Here is a 13,373-nt window from a genome sequence, read left to right as displayed (position 1 = left end):
GTCCTGCGGGTCGACTCCGCGCCAAGCTGCGGTGTCGACCAGCACTTATCCCGTCGCTTTGGCGATTGACCCCTTCGTATCCCATTATTAGGCTATTCATGAGACCAACGTGATGCCAACCACAGGTGACGCCATTCGTTACCTCCGGCACACGGCGGCTCGTCACCACGTTCGACCAGGAGGTCCAGGTGCTTATGGCAGGCGCTGCGACGGCTGAGCTCAACTTGGCCAAAGTGATTCAGATTCGTTGGGAAGCCGAGAAGGTCATTTCCCTGCAGTTGGTTCGCGACGACGGATCGGATCTGCCGGAATGGGCGCCGGGCGCGCACATCGAGGTCACGCTACCTTCGGGGCTAATTCGCCAGTACTCGCTGTGCGGCGACCCGTCGGACCGCAGTCAATACACCATCGCGGTGCTCCGCGACGATAGCGGCCGAGGTGGATCTGCCGAGATCCACGACTCGGTCATGGTGGGGCAGAAGCTGTGGATCCGGGGGCCTCGGAATCATTTTCCGCTCGAGCCTGCCGAGTCGTACGTCTTCATCGCCGGAGGCATCGGCGTGACGCCGATACTGAGCATGGTGCGGGAGGTTGCCGGCGGGCAGGTGCCCTGGTCCCTTCATTATGGCGGCAGGTCTTCGGAGACCATGGCGTTCACCCGAGACCTGACCGCGCTCGGTGCTCGGGCGGATTCGACGGTCCACGTGGTCCCCGAGGTCGATTCGGGACTGCTTCCCCTGCGGGCGATCCTCGAAGGCGTCGGCGTCGGTGGCGCGGTGTACAGCTGCGGACCGACGGCTCTGCTCGATGCGCTTCGTGCCCTTGCGGCCGAGATCAGGCCGGACGTGTCCGTTCACTTCGAGCTGTTCGGGGCTCCGGCCTCCGGAAGCGATGAGGACGTCGACGCGACCCGGCATGATCGTCCCTTCCGGGTCCGGCTGGCGCGCAGCGATCGCACCGTGGAAGTCGAGGACGGAACGACGCTGCTCCAAGCCGTTCAGGCTGTCCGACCCGAGGTTCCGTACTCCTGCGAGGAGGGATTCTGCGGAACGTGCATCACCAAGGTGTGCGGTGGTGTGCCTGTTCACCGAGACACCGTGCTGACCGAGCAGGAGCGTGCCGAAGGGGAGGCGATGATCATCTGCGTCGGCAGCTGCGCATCGGATGAACTCGTCCTCGATCTATGAACGGCTTGTAAAACGTTGTGCCACAACATATGGAATAAGGTGATGATCGACGCAGTGAGTGTGCCCGTAGCTGTGCGCTGCAGACGACCACCTCGGCCCACCACGTCTCGGCCGAGACGATTCGTCAGCATCCCGGCCGTGCCGCCGGACGCGTTTCACCTCACCATCTCTCGACCGGCAACGGTCGCCGACGAAGGACGAAATCATGACCACAACCCGTGCGGACTCCCTCCGGGAAGCCGGCAACCCCGTCTACAGCGACCGCAAGCTGCGGTTGGGCACGTTCTCGACAAACCTCCAGGGCGGCTGCGCCATCTCGACCATCGACGGGGTACTGCAAGCTGAGTGGCCCAACACCATCGAACTTGCAAAGCTGGCCGATGGCATGAATTTCGAGGCGGTCGTGCCGGTCGGAAGGTGGCGCGGATTCGGTGGTCCGTCCAACTTCAACGGGGCCGGTTTCGAATGCTTCACCTGGGCTGCGGGTGTGGGTACCGTTACCGAACGCACCGGTGTCTTCGCCACTTCTCACGTCTCCACCATCCATCCGGTGATGGCGGCGAAGCAGTCGGCCACGATCGATCACATCACCAATGGGCGTTTCGCGCTGAACATCGTCACCGGGTGGAACACGCCCGAGATCGAGATGTTCGGCGCCCCGCTGCTCGAGCACGACAGGCGATATGACCTGGCTGTCGAGTGGTTCCAGATCGTCAAAGCCCTGTGGACCAGCGAGGAGCCGGTCAATTTCGACGGCAAGTACTTCCGGGTGGTCGATGCGTCGATCGCACCTCACCCTATCCAGAAGCCGCACCCGGTGGTCATGAACGCCGGTGGTTCGGCTGCGGGACGTCACTTCGGCGCCAAGTATTGCGATGTCGTGTTCATCGCACCCAAATATGACATGGAGGAAATGGCAGAAGAGGTCGCCGCGTTCAAGCGGCTGGCACGTGAAGAGTACGGCCGGGAGATCATGGTGTGGACCAACTCATACGTGGTCCAAGACGAAACCGAAAAGGCTGCCCACACATTCCACGACTACTACGTCGATGTGAAGGGTGATTGGGAAGCGGCCGAGAACCTGGTGTCCACATTGGGTTTGAATTCGCAATCGATCCCACCGCAGGCTCTCGAGAAGATCAAGCGTCAGTTCATCGGAGGCTGGGCCGGCTTCCCGATTATCGGTACCAGCGAACAGGTCGTGGACACACTCAGCACGCTGACCGACTGCGGATTGGACGGTGTACTGATGTCCTTCCCTCGATACATCGAAGACATGACGCGATTCCGAAACGAAACCTATCCGCTCCTCGTAGAGGCCGGTCTGCGCGGATAACGTGCTGTATGAATGGCGATAGGGAGGTCGAGATGAGCACTACTGCCGTCGAGAAGCTAATCGACGAGAACCTCTTCCGGGAAGCGATGGGCAACATCTGCACCCCGGTAGCCGTGGTCACCACCCGTGACTACGCAGGTGAACCGTACGGGACCACCGTCAGCGCCTTCTGTTCCTTGTCCATGGCCCCGCCGATGATCCTGATTGCTCTCGACCGCGCATCCGGCCTCCTCGCAGCAGTGCGGGAGTTCGGCGCGTTCGGCGTGAACATCCTGTTGACCGAGGCCGAGGATGCCGGAAAGAAGTTCGCCAGGAAGGGAAAGGGAGACTTCACCTCCACTGACTGGCACTGGCACGACGGTGTTCCGCGGCTAGCGTCGAGCACATTCTTTCGGTGCACTACAGCCGATCTTCTCGATGGGGGTGACCATCTCATCGTCACCGGACTGGTCCATGCGGTCGGGCTCGGGGAGGGTGCCCCCCTGACCTACCACCGACGTACCTTCGGCACGCATGCCACGGTCAGCGGAACGCTGGGCCGATGACCCGGCTCAGGGTTGCTGGCCAGCGCGCTATCGCTGATCCAGCGACTTGGCTGGCCTGCGGTGGAGCGGTAGTCGTTCTCGATGCCCTCCGAAACGAGGGACTGATGGTGTTCGGTGCGGCATACGCCACCACCGACCTGATGGCGTTCGCTGTTCGACACGGCACCGGGTATCTGCGAGTCGGGATCTCAGCGGACGTCGCGGACCGGCTGGGCCTGCCGCCCATGCACAATAGCTTCCGTCAGGCAGTCCAGGGTGGGTTCACGGTGTCAGTCGACGCGAGATACGGTGTAGGCACAGGAATTTCCGCGCACGACCGAGCCCGCACCGCACGTCTGATCGCGGACCCGAGCGCGCAGGCCGACGATTTCACACGACCGGGGCACCTGCTGCCGGTGGTAGCGGGACCGCGGGACGGCGACGGTGAGGCGATGGTCGCCCGTCAAGCTCTCGCACTCGTGGAGGCGGCGGGGCTGACCGCCGCCGCTGTCTACAGCGAGATCGTGTCTGTGCAGGATCCGACCACGATCATGGCTGCAGACGAAGCCGAAGTATTTGCGCGCTCGGTAGGTGTCCCAGCCATTCGGATAGCGAATACTGCCCCGCAACACGCGGAAGCGAGGAATGGACGTAACAGGATGAACGATCGCCATGTCAGCGAGGACCTGGCACAAGTCATCGGTCGCAGTCCTTCAAGCAGCCACACGCAGTCCTCCCAACTCGCGGCCGTGGTGCCGATCCTCTCGTGATGTCGAGCCCCAGCACCGATCCCACCCGCGGAATGACCGCTGGCCACCTCGGGCGAACAGCATCCCGGCCTGGCGACCGGTCCTACCCTGCTCGGCTTGGCGAGACCCTGACGTCGAGCTTCGGCTTCTTCACACCGATCGTGCAGCCAATCAACCTCCAGCCCTGGGAAGATACGGCGGACCCCGAAGGCCTGGCCAGAATAGTGACCAAGGCCGAATCGCTGGGCTACAGCTACGTGACAGTCGGGGACCACGCCGCCATCGCCGCCGCGGAATCGGCCCTCTATGGGAGTCCACGCTTCTTCGATCCGATCGGCACCGTTGGTTACCTCGCAGCGCTGACCAGCCGCATCCGATTCGCCACGCACGTCTACCAGATTCCCCTACGTAGCCCACTGATCACCGCCAAGGCCTTCGCGACACTCGACGTCCTCTCCCGCGGCAGGATCATCGCGGGCTTCGGGGTAGGTCGGCGAGAGTACGAATCCCACGCCGCTCGCGTCCCGTTCGAGCATCGTGGTGACATCGCCGACGACTATCTCAGAGCAGTCCTCGCGTTGTGGGATGGCGACCCCACGACCCAACACAGCCAATTCGTCGACATCGATGACCTGGTGTGTCTTCCCAGACCCGTGCAGAGACCCCGCCCGCCAGTATGGATCGGCGGCGATCGCCTCGTCGGTCTGCGCCGTGCGGTGCGCTTCGGCGATGCCTGGACACCGTGGGCCCTCACACCCGACCAGGTCACCGCGACGGTGGCGCGACTAGCCGCTGCCCGCGAAGAACAGTTGCCACCGGGATTCCGAATCATCGTTCCCTTGGCTCCGCTCGGAGGGCGCGCGCCCCGAGGGCAACCGTCAGCCCCCAGCGTTGAACCCGGTCGTGAAGCCAGTGAGAAGTGCATCGAACAGATGGCGCGCTGGCGCGAGGCCGGCGCCACGGAGTTCCTCATCGATCTTCCCAGCCCGAGCCTCGAAGCGCTCGAAGACGCGATGGCGTGGTTCGCCGCCGAATTCATCGACCTCCCAGCCGGAGTACCGGCACCGTAACAACGAAAGCAGGATGATTGTGAGTACAGACGGACCGCTCGTCGGAAGAGTGGCAATCGTGACCGGCGCGGGCCGCGGCGTCGGGAGAAGTGAAGCACTGGCTCTGGCAGCGGCGGGGGCCAAAGTAGTCGTCAATGACGTCGGCGTAGACAGTGACGGCGTCGGGTCCACACACGGACCCGCCGATGAAGTGGTTGACACGATCCGCAGCACCGGTGGAGAGGCGGTCGCCAGTTACGAATCAGTCGCCGACTGGGCGGGTGCGGGCCGGGTGGTCGACACCGCGGTCGATGAGTTCGGCAGGCTCGACATCGTGGTGAACAACGCCGGCATCGTTCGGCAACAGATGATCGAAGACATCACCGAAGAGGACTTCGACGCGACCATCGCGGTCAACCTCAAGGGCACGTTCGCCATCTGCCGCCATGCTATTCCCGTCCTGCGACGATCCGGGTACGGGCGCATCATCAACACCACGTCGAACCAGTGGGCGGCACCGCTGGGAAACGCACATTACGCCGCCTCGAAGGGCGGTGTCACCAGCCTCACCTACGACCTGGCCTGGGAACTTCAGCACGACAAGATCACGGTCAACGCCATCGCACCGTTCGCGGCCACTCGTATGACACAGGATGCGAGCGAGCGGGACGCCGCTCTCATCCAGCAGAGAGTGATGAGCGCCAAGCGAGCCAAAGCGAAAGAGGCGCGCACAGATCCGGAACTGACCACTCCCATCGTCCTCTACCTCGCATCCGAAGCCGCGTCGGAGGTCACCGGCTGCGTTTTCCGTACCGGCGGCGGCAAGGTCGGTCTGTACACCCATCCGGTCGAGACACGGACGATCTTCCGTGACGAGAACACGGGCCCGTGGCCGTATGACGACCTCGTGGACCTGCTGCCCCGGAGCGTCCTGTCTGCCGGTTCGAAGGCTCCGCACATTCAGTGATCGCCTGAAACAACCCTGATGGGCGGTACCGCAAACGCGGTACCGCCCATCGGATTTGGTCAGCTAGCTGGGAGGGGAGAAGTTGCCTAGACGACGTAGACCTGTCGCGGTGAGCACCGCAAGCACGAGTGCGAGTGCGATCAGGGCGATGACAATCGAATGCAATCCCGCATCGGTGGCGTTGTCACCGAACGAGACACTGATCAAACCGGACGACAAGATCGCACCGAGATACATGAATGTGCGCATCAGGCCGGCGGCCACTCCGACATTCTCGGCCGGGGCCTGACGGTACAGTGCGGCCTGATTGCCGATCATGCCGAGGCCAGACATGATGCCGAAGATCGTGGGAACGACGACCAGTACCCACATCGGTGTATTCGTCGTGAAGGTCAGCAGACTTGTCGTACCCACGATCGCCGCGATCGCCGTCACCACGAGTGACGACCTGATCAGGTTCCGCCGGGCGAATGGCATCGAGATCACGATCGCGATCACCGACATCGGCAGCATCACGAGTCCAGTCTGTCCTGCCGACAGCGCTCGGCTTTCCACAAGCCACTGGGTCAGTCCGAACAAGATCGTGTAGTTCAACAAGAACGTCACCGCCACCCGAACGTATGTGCCGGTCAGGGCGCGGTTACGTGCGATCAATCCGACGTCGATGAATGGCTTGCCTACCCACAGTTCCCACAGGACGAAGCAAATGAGCAATACACCACAAAGGCTGACGACAACCCAGTTCGGGTGCTCGAGGTTGCCCAGCACGTACAGCAAGCTGGCGATCGTTCCGGCGAACAGGATCAACCCGCCCGGATCGAGATCCCGAACGAGCGATGCCCATCGCGTCCTCCCCGTTCTCGGATCCCGCGGCACCCACACGAGGGTCAAGATCAACCCGATGGCCGCCAACGGCAGGTTCATCACGTACGTCACTCGCCAGCCGCCGATGGCAATAAGAAGCCCTCCCAGCGGTAGTCCCACCGCCGCGGTCACCTGACCTGCGATAGCCAGGGCCCCGAGGGCGCCTCCTGTCCGGCCGGCCGGTCGTTCCTGCGACCACGCCCGGATGATCATCATCGCCGTGGGGTATCCGGCGGAGGTCCCGACTCCGAGCACCACGCGGGCGGCAACGAGCATCGGCATATTCACTGCGACGGTACCGAGCACCCCGCCCAGCGCCACRAGCACGAGCCCGCCGAGAAACACCCGTCGTGGTCCGAACACTTCGGCGAGTTTTCCCATGGCGGGTTGGCCGATTGCGCTCGCAAGGTAGAGCGCCGCAACCAAACTCGCCGTAGCAGCCGACCCGACGCCGAAAGCGCTTCCTACCGCCACGAGGGTGGTCGCGATGACCGAACTGTTGATCGGGTTCAACGCCGAGCCCAACAGCAACGGAGTGATCAGACGCCAACTCGGCGTCTCAGCCTGCATGGGTTTGGGCTGCTGGGTATGCACGGCCGGGCTCACAGAAGGGCCACCCTGGAGCGACCGGCGCGGCGAGCGACCGGTGGGACCTCGCAGTCGGCGAGCCGGTTGAGGATATCGACCAGCACCGGAAGTGCGTCGTACTCTTCCGGGCGTAACACATGATCCACGGCGGCGGTCAACCACGCATTGCGCAGTTCGAGTACCGACTGCAGCACTTCGCGGCCCGTTTCGGTAGCTGCGATCAGCATGCGGCGGCCGTCCTCGGGGTCCCGGTGCCGGACCACGAGGCCCTCCTGTTCCATCGGGCCCAGTACCGCGGCCATCGATTGTGGACGCATGGATTCCGCCGCGGCGAGATCACTCGCGGTACTCGGCGGGCCGTGCACGATCCGGTCCAGAGCAGATAGCTGGCTCCGACTCCACGGAGAGTTGTCGAGCCCCGACTCTGACCGAATGCGACCGCGTAGTCGCTGGATGGCTAGATCGAGATCAACGGCCGCTGACGAACGGCTCGAACCGGATTTCATAAGCAAAACTATACAGTTAATCTGAACAGATTTGGAGACAGATTTATCACATCGGCCTAGTTCGGTTCGAGGCTGCACGGATTCAGGACAAACCGAATAAGCTGCAGTGCAATAAAATTGAGACATATACGCTGCTGTCGCTAGGGGGCCACTGCGTGTGACGGGCCCGATGCGCCCACATCGCGGGCCCGCGAATTGCTGGCGCGAAGATGTCGGTGAGAAGGGGATGCCTCGGCCGGCGAATCTCGAGTGGACGTCGGTGGTGGTTGAACGACGATCTGGTCACTTCTCTCTGGAAGGGGAGAGGGCGATCACCAGCAGCGCTTCGAGTCGGCGGGTGAGTTCGTCCGGATCGGCGGTAACGAGTGCGGTGCTGCCCAGCATCTTTCGCATGAGCCAGAACCCCGCAATGACCGAATGCGCCAGCATCGCGCGCTCGTCCGCATCCGGACCCTCGAGCAATTCGCTCAAGTACCGTCCGGCGTGCCTTTCCACCCCTGCCCGCACGATCTCCGCCGCCCGGGGGTTCGAGGCGGAGCGAAGCATCAGCAGAAAGGGGTCGAGATGCTCGGATTCTGGTGCCGTGCGCTCGACCAGGCGTGCGGCTACATCACCGGCAAGCGTTGCTGGGTTGTCCGACAACACTGTTCGTGGGGCGAAAGCGGTATCGACCGCCTCGGTGAAGAGCTGTTCCTTCGAGCCGAAATAACGGTTGACCAACATCGCAGTGACTCCGGCCGACTGCGCGATCTCACGCACGCCCACGCCGTCGTATCCGTGCCGCGTGAAAGCGATAACCGCCGAGCGCAGAATCGCCTCCCGGGTAGCGGCGGCGTTGCGTACTCGCTTGGGTGGGGTGCTGCTCCGGGCGAGGTCCGCCCCGTCGTGGCTCATACAAGCAGTCTACCGCTGAAGTATACGGATGTAGACATTCGGTTCGGCTAAGTATACGGTTGTAGATATCGAGCCGTTCAGGCGCTGCCTCAAGGAAGACCATCGAAAATGGAACTGAAACTCAYTGGTAAACGCGCTTTGGTCACCGGATCAAGTACGGGTCTGGGAGAGGCCACCGCGAAGTTGCTCGCCGCCGAAGGCGCTAGCGTCGTGGTGCACGGACGCAACGAATTTCGTGCGCAGGCGGTTGCGGAGGAAATTCGCTCCGCTGACGGCGTGGCGAGTGTCGCGGTCGGAGATCTTGCTACCGACGACGGAGCTGACGCGGTCGTCGCCGTCGCTCTCGCCGACGGACCGATCGACATCCTCGTTAATAACGCCGGTGCCTATGACCAGGTCGGCTGGGCGGAGGCCACCGCGGCGATCTGGGCGCAGACCTACAACGTCAACGTGATATCGGGGGTCCGAATGATCCAGAGGCTCGTTCCCGGCATGCGTGAACGGGGGTGGGGTCGGGTGGTCCAGATCGGCGGTGGTCTCGGCCTCCAGCCGATGGCCGTGCAACCCCACTACAACGCCACCCTCGCAGCCCGGCACAACCTGGCCGTATCTTTGGCGCGCGACCTCGAGGGCACGGGAGTCACCTCAAACACAGTGGCGCCCGGGGCCATCCTTGTGGACACGGTGCAGGAGCTCGTCACCAGCATCGCACCCGCACACGGATGGGGCGGATCATGGGACGAGATCGAACGCGCCGCGGCGAGCGAATGGGTGCCGAACGACGTCGGCCGCTTCGGTCGCCCCGACGAGATTGCCGCGGCGGTCGCCTACCTCTGCAGCGACTACGCCGAATACATCAGCGGTGCCACGATCCGCGTCGACGGTGGCACGATCCGATCGGCGTTCTGATTCGTCGTGTTGTGCGGGCGCGTCATGTACGCCAATCGGAAAGACGCAGTGTTCCTGTCCGAGTCTCGATATCGGCACTCGGGTCTCAACCAGGCGCAGGCGAGTGCTTCCCGCTCCGCCCTGTCGCGTTCCCGCGACGGGCGATCACGATCCCGGTCCGATGTCCGGTCGAACACTCCTTTCCCGGACATCGGACCGTATCCACCTCTCGTTCTGCGGCCCGGCAGTCGCGCCGGTTTTCTCTGCCGACCAGCTGTCGGCGAGGGTCGACGGGCAGTCGGGAGTGGCCCGCCTGGTAGGCGGGTGTGTGATGGAAAGGCATAACCAACTAGTCAGTTACTAAAGGTGGAGGAGAGAACTATGGCGAAGACTTGGCTTATCACCGGAGCTTCACGCGGATTCGGCCGCGACCTCGCAAAGGCTGTCCTCGATCGAGGGGACAACCTAGTCGCAACAGCGCGCCGCCCGGCGGATCTGACCTTTGTCGGTGACAACGACCGTGGGCGGATCTTCCAGCTCGACGTCACCGACGCCGCGGCGGCGCGCGCTGCCGTCCAATTCGCTGTCGTCGAGTTCGGCGCGCTCGATGTGGTGGTCAACAACGCGGGATACGCCAACAGTGCTCCGATAGAGGAGATGGATGACACGGATTTCCGGAACCAGCTCGAAACCAACTTCTTCGGTGTGGTCAATGTGACCCGCGCCGCCCTTCCGGTCCTACGGAAGCAACGCGGAGGTTTCTTCGTGCAGTTCTCCTCCGTCGGCGGACGTGTTGGTGGAACTCCCGGTCTGGGCGCGTACCAATCGGCGAAGTTTGCCGTGGAAGGATTCTCCGAGGTACTGGCCAACGAAGTGCAGCCATTCGGTGTCAAGGTGCTCATCGTCGAACCAGGAGCGTTTCGCACCGACTGGCAGGGGTCGTCGATGCAATTACCCTCTGTCGGAGCCGATTACGAGCACACCGTTGGCGCGGTCAACAGTTACCGGCGCGAGAACGATGGAACCCAACCCGGCGATCCAGCACGAGCAGCGAAAGTGATCATCGATGTCGTCGAATCCGACGATCCCCCGAGAAGGCTGTTGCTCGGAGCCGGCGCCGTCGAGATGGCACACAAATCGTCCGTCGAACGCGCCGCAGAGGCCGACAAGTGGGCAGCATTGAGCCGGGCAGCAGACTTTCCCACTGGTCCGTAGCCGTCACCCACTTGTGCTTCATTGCACCCATCTCCGGCGACGAGCACCGAAACTCCGAGGACCACACCCTGAGCGCCATCTCCCTGGTCGGCGCACCGATTACGACCCACTCAACAGGAGGAAACATGGAACTGAATCTCACCGGAAAGCGCGCCCTGGTCACCGGCTCGAGCGCCGGCTTAGGAGAGGCGACCGCCAAGCTTCTGGCGGCAGAGGGCGCCACCGTCATCGTTCACGGCCGTGACGAGGCCCGCACCAATAGGGTCGCCGACACAATTCGTGACGCCGGCGGCGCTGCCGTGGTAGCGCTCGGGGATCTCGCCACCGACCCCGGTGCGGACGCGGTCGCACAGACGGCTCTCGCCGGCGGTCCGATCGATATCCTGGTCAACAATGCAGGCTTCTACCGACACCTGTCGTGGGCGGACGCGACACCGGACGAATGGGCGTTCACCTACAACACCAATGTGATTTCCGGTGTGCGGATGATCCAGCGTCTCGTGCCGCAGATGCGTGAACAGAACTGGGGACGCGTCATCACGATTGGCGGTGGTCTCGCCCTGCAGCCGATGAACACGCACCCGCAGTACAACGCGACGCTCGCAGCACGACACAACCTGGCGGTCTCACTCGCACGCGAACTCGAGGACACCAGGGTCACGTCGAACATCGTCTCGCCCGGCGCGATCCTGGTGGAGGCAACACAGGAATTGGTGACCAGCATTGGGCCTGCTCGCGGCTGGGGGCAGACGTGGGAAGAAATCGAACCCAACGCGGTCAACTCGCTCATCCCCAACGATCGGGGTCGTTTTGGTTACCCCGACGAGATCGCCGGTGCAGTGGCCTACCTCTGCAGCGACTACGCAGAGTACGTCAGCGGCGCCACGATCCGCGTCGACGGTGGCCTCATCAAGGGTGCCTTCTAGAGGCCCGGACGAAACAACGGTCTGACGGGTAGGCCTGCTCATCACCGGGTCGAGTCGCGGCCAGGGGGAAGCACCGTGGCCTCTCTCGCCGCCGAGAGAATAGCAGTGCAAACCACGGCCGCAACGAAACTCGCGCATTCCAGGCCGCTGACACCAGCGCTGTCGAGGCCGGGTGAGTGTTTGCCGTAGGCGACGCGCCGTGCGGGTAAAGCGAGACTCGTACGGCTCAACCCCGCCGTGGGGTCTGATCCTTCTCGGCCGGCGGCGATGGCAGCACAGCGCGGACCCATCGGAACCGGAACTTATCGGAACTATGCTGAGAAAACTGGCGAGAGGTGACGAGATGGCTACACAGATGTGCACGGTTCACGTTCGCGCCGAGGACGACGATGGCTGGCTCAGAACCACTGGCGACGACACAGCGTGACCCGATCCCTGGCATCGTCGCCGAACTTGCTGCGGTCGGACTCACCGACGCCACGGAAATCGGGCGCGGGGGATTCGGCATCGTGTACCGCTGCCAGCAGTCGGCCCTCAACCGCACCGTCGCCGTCAAGGTACTGACCGCCGACTTCTGCGCCGCGGATCGCGAACGGTTCGTCCGTGAACAGCTCGCCATGGGCCAACTGTCCGGTCACCCTCACATCGTCGATATCCACGAGGTCGGGACGACAGCGAGTGATCGCCCCTATCTGGTCATGCAGTACCGGGCGCTCGGCTCCTTGGACACCCGAATCCGCCGCGGCGGCCCCCTCGGATGGGCACAGGCGCTGCGCCTGGGCGTCAAGCTCGCCGGGGCGCTCGAAACTGCACACCGCCTCGGTGTACTGCACCGTGACGTCAAACCAGGGAATGTTCTGCTCACCGACTACAACGAACCACAGCTGACCGATTTCGGCATCGCGCGGATCAGCGGTGGATTCCAGACCGCGGCCGGCACCATCACCGGGTCGCCAGCCTTCACCGCCCCCGAGGTGCTGCACGGGCAACCACCCTCCCCGGTCTCGGATCTGTACAGCCTCGGCGCGACCCTCTTCTGCGCCATCACCGGCCATGCTGCTTTCGAGCGGCGTAGCGGCGAACAACTCGTCGCCCAATTCCTGCGAATCACCACCCAACCCGTACCCGACCTGCGCGGGGGAGGGATACCCGACGACGTAAGCAGTGCCATCGAACACGCGATGGCGGGCGATCCTGATCAACGCCCCCCGACGGCATCGACCTTCGGAAACGAACTACGGGAAATCCAGGCCCACCACCACCTCCCCGTCGACGAAATGGCTCTGCCGACTCATCTCCGCACACCCGAAGAGATACCTGCCGAACACGGCGACCGGGCAGCGCGAGTCGCCCAGCTGACTCCACCTACCCCGGCAACCCGGTTCCGCCCGCCCAACACTCCTCACGAGTTGGTCCCACGCACCCGACTCATCGACACCCTGCGCGCCGGCCAACCGCGGCGACTGACCGTCATTCATGCACCCACAGGATTCGGCAAGAGCACTCTCGCCTCCCAATGGAGCGAGAATCTGGCCGACGACGGCGTGGCTGTCGCATGGCTGACCGTCAACCGCGATGACAACAATGTGGTGTGGTTCCTGTCTCATCTCATCGAGGCAATACGGCGAGTGCGGCCGGCCCTCGCCCGGGAGATGGGTTTAACCCCAATACCGTTCAGTT

General features: G+C 63.4%; 12 protein-coding genes and 1 pseudogene. 10 read left to right on the top strand and 3 right to left on the bottom strand.

The window, feature by feature from the left end; all coding sequences use genetic code 11:
• Positions 1-233 precede the first annotated feature (233 nt).
• The 6 genes from AC1DWT_RS00295 (at position 234) to AC1DWT_RS00270 (ending at position 5,812) form a co-directional block, all read left to right on the top strand.
• On the top strand, positions 234-1,187 hold the full coding sequence (locus AC1DWT_RS00295) for a PDR/VanB family oxidoreductase (protein WP_241031379.1): 954 nt from the start codon (positions 234-236) through the stop codon (positions 1,185-1,187).
• A 274-nt stretch (positions 1,188-1,461) separates the two neighbouring features.
• Complete coding sequence (locus AC1DWT_RS00290) at positions 1,462-2,523, top strand: LLM class flavin-dependent oxidoreductase (RefSeq protein WP_179377570.1); 1,062 nt, start codon at positions 1,462-1,464, stop codon at positions 2,521-2,523.
• A gap of 32 nt (positions 2,524-2,555) precedes the next feature.
• On the top strand, positions 2,556-3,068 hold the full coding sequence (locus tag AC1DWT_RS00285) for a flavin reductase family protein (protein ID WP_206013877.1): 513 nt from the start codon (positions 2,556-2,558) through the stop codon (positions 3,066-3,068).
• On the top strand, positions 3,065-3,817 hold the full coding sequence (locus tag AC1DWT_RS00280) for a 3,4-dihydroxy-2-butanone-4-phosphate synthase (protein WP_206013876.1): 753 nt from the start codon (positions 3,065-3,067) through the stop codon (positions 3,815-3,817). The genes AC1DWT_RS00285 and AC1DWT_RS00280 overlap by 4 nt, the downstream gene beginning before the upstream one ends.
• Positions 3,817-4,866 carry a TIGR03619 family F420-dependent LLM class oxidoreductase gene (locus AC1DWT_RS00275; protein WP_095861643.1) on the top strand — a complete coding sequence of 350 codons (1,050 nt, stop codon included), beginning with the start codon at positions 3,817-3,819 and terminating at the stop codon, positions 4,864-4,866. The genes AC1DWT_RS00280 and AC1DWT_RS00275 overlap by 1 nt, the downstream gene beginning before the upstream one ends.
• Before the next feature lie 13 nt (positions 4,867-4,879).
• Positions 4,880-5,812, top strand: coding sequence for an SDR family NAD(P)-dependent oxidoreductase (locus AC1DWT_RS00270; protein WP_241031377.1), 933 nt, complete (start codon positions 4,880-4,882; stop codon positions 5,810-5,812).
• Positions 5,813-5,875: 63 nt separating this feature from the next.
• Here AC1DWT_RS00270 and AC1DWT_RS00265 read toward each other — a convergent pair whose 3' ends face one another.
• From AC1DWT_RS00265 to AC1DWT_RS00255, 3 genes are all read right to left on the bottom strand, one after another.
• Complete coding sequence (locus AC1DWT_RS00265) at positions 5,876-7,246, bottom strand: MFS transporter (RefSeq protein WP_206013874.1); 1,371 nt, start codon at positions 7,244-7,246, stop codon at positions 5,876-5,878.
• A 32-nt stretch (positions 7,247-7,278) separates the two neighbouring features.
• Complete coding sequence (locus AC1DWT_RS00260; RefSeq protein ID WP_095861644.1) at positions 7,279-7,770, bottom strand: MarR family winged helix-turn-helix transcriptional regulator; 492 nt, start codon at positions 7,768-7,770, stop codon at positions 7,279-7,281.
• Between the two features lie 282 nt (positions 7,771-8,052).
• The gene (locus AC1DWT_RS00255; protein ID WP_095861645.1) at positions 8,053-8,664 is read right to left on the bottom strand and encodes a TetR/AcrR family transcriptional regulator; all 612 of its coding nucleotides are present in this window, start codon (positions 8,662-8,664) and stop codon (positions 8,053-8,055) included.
• A gap of 108 nt (positions 8,665-8,772) precedes the next feature.
• On the opposite strand from AC1DWT_RS00255, the gene AC1DWT_RS00250 reads away from it, so the two are divergent.
• The 4 genes and pseudogenes from AC1DWT_RS00250 to AC1DWT_RS00235 all read left to right on the top strand — a co-directional run.
• The gene (locus AC1DWT_RS00250) at positions 8,773-9,573 is read left to right on the top strand and encodes an SDR family NAD(P)-dependent oxidoreductase (RefSeq protein ID WP_477919389.1); all 801 of its coding nucleotides are present in this window, start codon (positions 8,773-8,775) and stop codon (positions 9,571-9,573) included.
• Positions 9,574-9,933: 360 nt separating this feature from the next.
• The gene (locus tag AC1DWT_RS00245) at positions 9,934-10,767 is read left to right on the top strand and encodes an oxidoreductase (RefSeq protein WP_095861647.1); all 834 of its coding nucleotides are present in this window, start codon (positions 9,934-9,936) and stop codon (positions 10,765-10,767) included.
• Positions 10,768-10,892: 125 nt separating this feature from the next.
• Complete coding sequence (locus AC1DWT_RS00240) at positions 10,893-11,693, top strand: SDR family NAD(P)-dependent oxidoreductase (RefSeq protein ID WP_095861648.1); 801 nt, start codon at positions 10,893-10,895, stop codon at positions 11,691-11,693.
• Between the two features lie 389 nt (positions 11,694-12,082).
• A pseudogene (locus AC1DWT_RS00235) lies at positions 12,083-13,351 on the top strand (serine/threonine-protein kinase); the annotation flags it as partial.
• Positions 13,352-13,373 lie beyond the last annotated feature (22 nt).

This window comes from Rhodococcus sp. P4_B6 (genome assembly GCF_056402215.1).
The sequence above is the reverse complement of the archived record's forward strand: the minus strand, read 5'-3'. Positions and strand labels throughout refer to the sequence as shown.